This is a genomic window from Lysobacter sp., from assembly GCF_035655815.1.
Taxonomy (GTDB): domain Bacteria; phylum Pseudomonadota; class Gammaproteobacteria; order Xanthomonadales; family Xanthomonadaceae; genus Lysobacter_J.
This window is the reverse complement of the sequence record NZ_DASRTS010000061.1, coordinates 199,332-205,572: the sequence shown is the minus strand read 5'-3', so window position 1 is coordinate 205,572 and position 6,241 is coordinate 199,332. Positions and strand designations below refer to the sequence as shown.

The following is a 6,241-nucleotide window of genomic DNA, read 5'->3' as shown; positions in this document are numbered from 1 at the left end:
GTCCGTCTAAAGCCGGCCGGGTCACTTTTCTTTGCTGACCCAAAGAAAAGTAACCAAAAGAAAGGGTCTTCCCCGACGAAGCAATCCCACGACCGGCAGAGGAGTCGGCGCCCCGCAAGTCGGCATCCGTGCCTCCTTGCTCAGCGCCGCACGTCCATGTGCGACGCCCTCCGGGTCTAGAAGTGCGCTCGGCTGTTCAACAGCAACAGCAACAGCAACAGCAGCAGCAACAACAACAACAACGGCAACGGCAACGGCAACGGCAACGGCTGACGGCGCGATGGACATAAGAGCCATGAAGCGCTTATTCGGTCGTCAGTCCCGCGAAGGCGGGGATCCATGGACTTTTCGCCTTCCTCTCGCGTGTTCGTGACGACAAAGTCACAGCTTTCGCTCGGAAAGGTCGCCGGAAGCTGTGACTGTTGCTTCTGCTAAGGCATCGGCAAAGCGTGAAAAGTCCATGGATCCCCGCCTCCGCGGGGATGACGATCAAGAGCAACGAGCACTGGGACTCCCGCCTTCGTGGGGATGACGATCAACGACAACATCTCCAGCAGCAACAAGAGCAACACCAACAGTAATAGCAACGGCAAAGTGGATCCCGGCTTTCGCCGGGATGACGAGCAAGAGCAAGGCGACGGCTACGAATCCGGCGCTGCGAAAGTCGATCACTCCAAGTGCCACCTACCAACACAGCTACAGGCACACCGGCTTACAACCGCACCAACTGCAACCATTCCAACCCCGCGCCACAGACATCGCCCAGTACGGCCATCACCTCGCTACAGACATCACCCACCCACCACCCCAAAGTCACGCCGGCTTCACACCCCCGGCGGATGATGGCGGCGCCTGGGCGGTGGAGCCAGGTTTTTCAGCTACGGGAGAGCCGCGATGAAGGAGATCATCGTCTTGACGGCCGCGCTGATGTTGGCGGCCTGCGCCACGGATCCGGGTACCCGCACCGCACAGAAGGAAGGCACCGCCACGGTCGCTGGCGCGGTGATCGGCGGGCTCATCGGCAACCAGTTCGGCGGTGGTACGGGTCGTGCATTGCTGACGGCGGCCGGTACCGTCGCGGGTGGCTTCCTCGGCAACCATATCTTCAGGCGAACCGCGAAGTCCGACTTCGAGCGCGATGCAGCGCAGCGGGCGCTCAACAACGCCGCCTCCGGCCAGGAAGTCACCTGGACCGATCCGCGCACGCACGAATCGGGCTTCTTCACACCGCTCAACACCCGGCGCATGAACGACGGCCGCCTCTGCCGCGATTTCCGCCGCGGACTGAGCGTGGGCGGCGAGCCGGTGGACGAGACCACCGGCACGGCATGCCTGCGATCGAACGGGCAGTGGGACGTCGGCTGACAACACAGGAGTGGCCATCATGATCCGGATTGCCTGCGGCATCGCACTGACCCTTGCGCTCACCCTTCCTGCGGCGGCGGAAGTGAAGACCGGCACCGCGCCCGAGCGCTTCGACGCGGCCGACACCAACAAGGACGGGAAGATCGACAGCACCGAGTACGAAGGCTTCATCGAGGAACTGGTGCTGCTGCACGACGCCAACCGCGACGGCAAGCTCGCGCAAAGCGAATTGCCTGCCTCGCGCGACCCGGCGAAGTTCACGCAGATCGATGCGAACAAGGATGGCTTCCTCACGGCCGAAGAAGTCCGCGCCTTCTCGCAAAGCGACTTTGCGGCGATCGATGCGAACCGCGATGGCGGCGTCGACCGCAGCGAAGCGGCGGCGCATCGATAGGAACATCGCGCCTCGTCCATGCGCATCCGCAACGCGGAACCGCACGAGCTCGACCGCCTCGCATCGCTCTGGCACTCCGGCTGGCAGGACGCACACGCGCGCATCCTGCCGGCCGGACTCGCACGTCACCGCACGCTGCACAGCTTCCGCCAGCGACTGCAGGAACACATCGCGGACGTGCGCGTGGCCGGCGAGCCCGGAGCGCCGCTGGGTTTCGCGATGCTCGCACCGGATGAGCTTTACCAGTTGTACGTGCATGCGGACGCACGGGGCTCCGGAGTGGCCGCCGAACTCATCGCCGACGCGGAAACGCAGCTCGCGCGCCGCGGCACCGCGACGGCATGGCTCGCCTGCGCCATCGGCAACGAGCGCGCCGCACGCTTCTACGAAAAGCACGGTTGGCAGCGTGTCGGCACGATGGTGAGCCGGTTGCCGACGCCTGACGGCGAATTTCCACTCGAAGTGTGGCGATACGAAAAGGTGCTGCGGCGATAGCGTCTCGCCGACGCACCTGTCTGCCATGGGCTCCGGATACAGGAGTGTTGTCGTCATCCCGGCGAAGACCGGGATCCAGGCACGCGATGTTGCGCATACCGTTGCCGGCTCATGCTCCCGCCGTCATTCCAGCGAAAGCTGGAATCCACTGGCTGTTGCTTCATGAGGCAATTGCGCAGGTCGGACTACACGTCGCAGAACAGCATGGCCCGCTTCGCGCGCCGCCTGGATCCCGGCTTTCGCCGGGATGACGGATCCCAAAGCTGGCTGGCCCGTTAGTCCCGGCTCGTCATTCCAGCGAAAGCTGGAATCCATTGGCTGTTGCTTCGTGGCAATCGGGCCGATGCACGGTGGAGTGGCGTCTGTACACCGTCACGTCACCGTCTCCGAAGCCGGGCCCGCGCACCTACTGCGGGAACTTCGCGAACATCTTCGTGATCGCCTGGTCGACCGCCTTGTCCACCTTCTCCGGCGAGGAAGACACGGTGCCAGTGGCGGTGCCGCGCCAGATCGCCTGCTGCGTCTTGCTGTCGAACATGTCGACGATCAGCGTGCCGACCGCGTAGTTGTGCACGCTCGTCGTCGCGGTGCCGATACCGCCACCCCACGCACCGCGCCAACCCCAGCCGCCCATCGGCGTGCCGCTGTAGAAAGTGTCCAGCGTCTGCTTCTGCGAGGTGGACACGTGCGCGGCCAGCGCGACGTCGCCCTGGTCGGCCAGCGTCCAGCCCTTGGCGCGCAGCTGCGCATCGACGTTGTCGACGATGCGCTGGTCCACCAGTGGCGATCCGCCCTGCGGCTTCAGCGCCCAGTAGTACGTCCTGTATCCGGCGAAGTTCGCTGCCGGGTCGCGATCCACCGTGACCTTCGGCGCCGCGGTCGCGGCCATCGGAACCAGAAGCGCGAGCATCAGCATGGCTTTCATGGCATCACCTGTCAGCGGAAGAGGGCACAGTGCGCCGGACAAGGCTGCCGGCGGTGCCGCACAGGAAGAAGTGCCCTGAATGCACGGACACCCGTGCATTCCGCGTGAAATGCCCTGCGCCACCGGCGGAGCGACGCGGGTCGGGCGGATCAGGTCCGCGCTGCCCCCATGGCGCGGGTCCCCTGCAGCCCCGCGAGGATGCGCAGCAGTTGGTGCACGTCGATGGGTTTCTCGCAATGCGGCAGGTCCGCGTACGGCGCGGGCAGGGCGTGCGTGTCGTAGCCGCTGATCAGCACCGTCGGCACGTCCAGCCCCTGCAATGCGTCCGCGACGGGAAACGACATCTCCCCGTCCAGGTTGATGTCCAGCAGGGCCACGTCGATGCCGCGACCGTCGCCCATGCCCTGCAGTGCGCTGGCGACGTCGGGAAAGGGACCGATCACCGTGGCGCCTTCCAGTTCCAGCACGTCCTTGAGCGTGGAGCCGATGAAGTAGTCGTCTTCCACCAGCATGAGGCGTCGCCCCATCAGGGTGCGTGCGGACATGGGAGCCTCCTCCACGGGAGCGGCTACCTTACCTCGTCCCGCGTGGCGTTTGCCTGCGGGCGGTGCCTGTTCACCTGGCACTGGCGCCCGGCACGCTCCAATGCGCGCCGACAGTCCGGCAGGGGACAGGGGCGATGGCGACACAACCGGCAGCACCGCGTGTCCAGCATGCCGACGTGCCGCTCGGGGCGATGGACGCCAGTGGCACGCAGCGCATCTGGGCCCTGTCGATGGCGGCGGGGCTGGTGGCGGCCTTCGCGATCACCGCGCCCAGTGCGACCGTTCCGCTGCTGCCCGTACCGACGTTCGTGCCGGCGTACAACGTGGCGGTCGCCATCCTCGACCTGCTTACGGCCGTGCTGCTGCACGCGCAGTATCGCGACCTGCGCGAGCCCGGCTACCTGTGGCTGGCCTGCGGCTACCTGCTCAGCTGCATCCTGGCCGTGGCGCACGGGCTCAGCTTTCCCGACGCGTTCGTCCCCGGCAGCCTGTTCGGCGACGCGCAGACCACGGCATGGCTGTGGATGGCGTGGCACGGCATCCCGCCGGTGTATGTGTCGATCTACGCGTTGACCTTCCGCGCCCGCACGCAGGTCGCCGCGACCGCGGCGCTGCACCGGGCGGCCTACGCGATCACGCTGGCGATCTCGGTCGTGCTCATCGTGGTGGCCGCGCATGCCGCGTCGCTGCTGCCGTCGCTGATGAGCGGCAACCGATACGAATCGCTGCGTACCAACCTGATCCTGACGTTGGGCTGGAGCATGCACTTCATCGCGTTCGGCCTGCTGTGGTGGCGCACGCGCCTGCGCCGCATGATCGACCTGTGGATCGCGATCACCGTGCTGGCGCAGCTGATCGACCTGGCGTTGAGCGGACTGCTGGTCACCGGGCGCTACCAGCTGGGCTTCTACGTCGGTCGCCTGTACGGGCTGGTCGCGGCGATCTGCGTGCTGGGTTTCCTGCTCAGGAGCGCGTTGCAGTTGCACAACCGCCTGCTTCGCACCACCGCCACGCTGCGCGAGAGCGAACTGCGTTACCGCGACCTGTTCGACAGCATCGGCGAGGCCTTCTACGTGGTCGAACTGATCCGCGATGCCGATGGACACGCGGTGGACGGCACCTACCTGCAGGAGAACCCGACCGCACGCGAATACACCGGCATGAGCGTGGTCGGCAGGCGACTGAGCGAGGTCGATCCGGACGTCGACGAGGAATGGCTGTCGGTCCTGGAAGCGGTGGCAACTCACGCGAGGACATCGCCTTCGACCGGCCATCGCGCACCTCGCCGCGGCATTTCCACTACCGCGTGTTTCCCATCGCCGCGCGCGACCTGGAGCTCGGCGTGCTCTTCAGCGACATCACCTCGTATCGCGACGTGCTTGCGGCGCTGCGCAAGAGCGAGGAACGCCTGAACACCGCCATCGAGGTCGGCCGGCTCGCGACGTGGGACTGGAACCTGCTCACCGACGAGGTCGAATGGTCCGACGAGCACTACCGCATCGAAGGCTACGAACGCGGCGAAGTCACGCCCAGCTACGAGGCATGGGCGGACCGCCTGCATCCGGACGATCGCGAAGCCGTCGAAGCCGCAGTGCGCACGGCGATGGAGACCGGCGAGGACTATGCGCGCGACGTGCGGTTCGTGCTGCCCGACGGTTCCATCCGCTGGGCCTCGGCGCGCGGCCGCTTCTTCTATGACGAGACCGGGCGGGCAGTGCGCATGGTGGGTGCCATGCTCGACACCACGCAGAACCATCAATGGGAAGCGGCGCAGCGCACGCTGGTGTCGGAGCTGCAGCACCGCACGCGCAATCTCATCGGCGTGGTGCAGTCCATCATGACGCGCACCCTGCGCGAGAGCACGACGCTGGACGACTTCGCCGTCCTGTTCCGCGAACGCATGGCCTCGCTCGCCCGCGTGCAGGGGCTGCTGTCGCGCCTGAAGGACGGGCAGCGCGTGGCCTTCGACGAACTGCTGCGCATGGAACTGGCCGCCCACGTGGACGTCGGCGACCCGCAACGCGTGCGACTGCATGGCCCCGACAACATCTGGCTGCGTTCGACCAGCGTGCAATTGCTGGCGCTTGCGCTGCACGAACTGGCGACCAACGCCATCAAGTACGGCGCGCTGGCGGCCGCCGAAGGCAGGCTCGACGTGTCCTGGCGCGTGGACCGCGAGGACGACCGCCAATGGCTCCACATGGAGTGGCGCGAATCGGGCGTGCGGCTGGAAGTCGACCCCGCCCGCGTACGGGGCGGTGGCGCCGGACGCGAACTGATCGAACGCGCACTGCCATACCAGTTCGGTGCACGCGCGTCCTACGCGTTCACCGAAGACGGCATCCGCTGCTGCGTATCGCTGCCGATCTCCAGGCTCAATGCCTGAGGCGCGCGGCTCGCGGTTGCCGCAATCTGCTGCGTGCCGGTCAGGGCATGCGGACGGGATCGCGCGGGCAGTGCGGCGCCCGCGCGATCCCACCCGGGTGCCTGCTCGAACCCAGTGCAGTGCCCTCGCAC

The 6,241-nt window shown here is 66.6% G+C and carries 8 protein-coding genes and 1 pseudogene; 6 read left to right on the top strand and 3 right to left on the bottom strand.

What is annotated here, in order from left to right; genetic code table 11:
- Positions 1–21: 21 nt before the first annotated feature.
- The gene (locus tag VFE83_RS16765) at positions 22–297 is read right to left on the bottom strand and encodes a hypothetical protein (protein WP_324908246.1); all 276 of its coding nucleotides are present in this window, start codon (positions 295–297) and stop codon (positions 22–24) included.
- A 687-nt stretch (positions 298–984) separates the two neighbouring features.
- Here VFE83_RS16765 and VFE83_RS19540 point away from each other — a divergent pair.
- The 4 genes and pseudogenes from VFE83_RS19540 to VFE83_RS16750 all read left to right on the top strand — a co-directional run.
- Positions 985–1,110, top strand: a pseudogene (locus VFE83_RS19540) (glycine zipper 2TM domain-containing protein); the annotation flags it as partial.
- Complete coding sequence (locus tag VFE83_RS19535; RefSeq protein ID WP_414674774.1) at positions 1,102–1,365, top strand: RT0821/Lpp0805 family surface protein; 264 nt, start codon at positions 1,102–1,104, stop codon at positions 1,363–1,365. The pseudogene VFE83_RS19540 and the gene VFE83_RS19535, both read left to right, overlap by 9 nt.
- A gap of 19 nt (positions 1,366–1,384) precedes the next feature.
- The gene (locus VFE83_RS16755; protein ID WP_324908243.1) at positions 1,385–1,759 is read left to right on the top strand and encodes a hypothetical protein; all 375 of its coding nucleotides are present in this window, start codon (positions 1,385–1,387) and stop codon (positions 1,757–1,759) included.
- Between the two features lie 18 nt (positions 1,760–1,777).
- Entirely contained in the window at positions 1,778–2,254 is a 477-nt protein-coding gene (locus tag VFE83_RS16750; RefSeq protein ID WP_324908241.1) for a GNAT family N-acetyltransferase, read from the top strand.
- A gap of 406 nt (positions 2,255–2,660) precedes the next feature.
- Here VFE83_RS16750 and VFE83_RS16745 read toward each other — a convergent pair whose 3' ends face one another.
- Positions 2,661–3,179, bottom strand: coding sequence for a DUF4136 domain-containing protein (locus VFE83_RS16745; protein WP_324908239.1), 519 nt, complete (start codon positions 3,177–3,179; stop codon positions 2,661–2,663).
- A gap of 149 nt (positions 3,180–3,328) precedes the next feature.
- A complete protein-coding gene (locus VFE83_RS16740; protein ID WP_324908237.1) occupies positions 3,329–3,724 on the bottom strand; it encodes a response regulator in 396 nt (131 codons plus the stop codon).
- A gap of 134 nt (positions 3,725–3,858) precedes the next feature.
- Between VFE83_RS16740 and VFE83_RS16735 the strand changes: the two genes are divergently transcribed.
- Together VFE83_RS16735 and VFE83_RS16730 are read left to right on the top strand one after the other, a co-directional pair.
- Positions 3,859–5,136 (top strand): MASE4 domain-containing protein, encoded by a 1,278-nt coding sequence (locus tag VFE83_RS16735; RefSeq protein ID WP_324908235.1) that lies wholly within the window; start codon positions 3,859–3,861, stop codon positions 5,134–5,136.
- Positions 5,031–6,110 carry a sensor histidine kinase gene (locus tag VFE83_RS16730; RefSeq protein ID WP_324908233.1) on the top strand — a complete coding sequence of 360 codons (1,080 nt, stop codon included), beginning with the start codon at positions 5,031–5,033 and terminating at the stop codon, positions 6,108–6,110. The genes VFE83_RS16735 and VFE83_RS16730 overlap by 106 nt, the downstream gene beginning before the upstream one ends.
- Positions 6,111–6,241 lie beyond the last annotated feature (131 nt).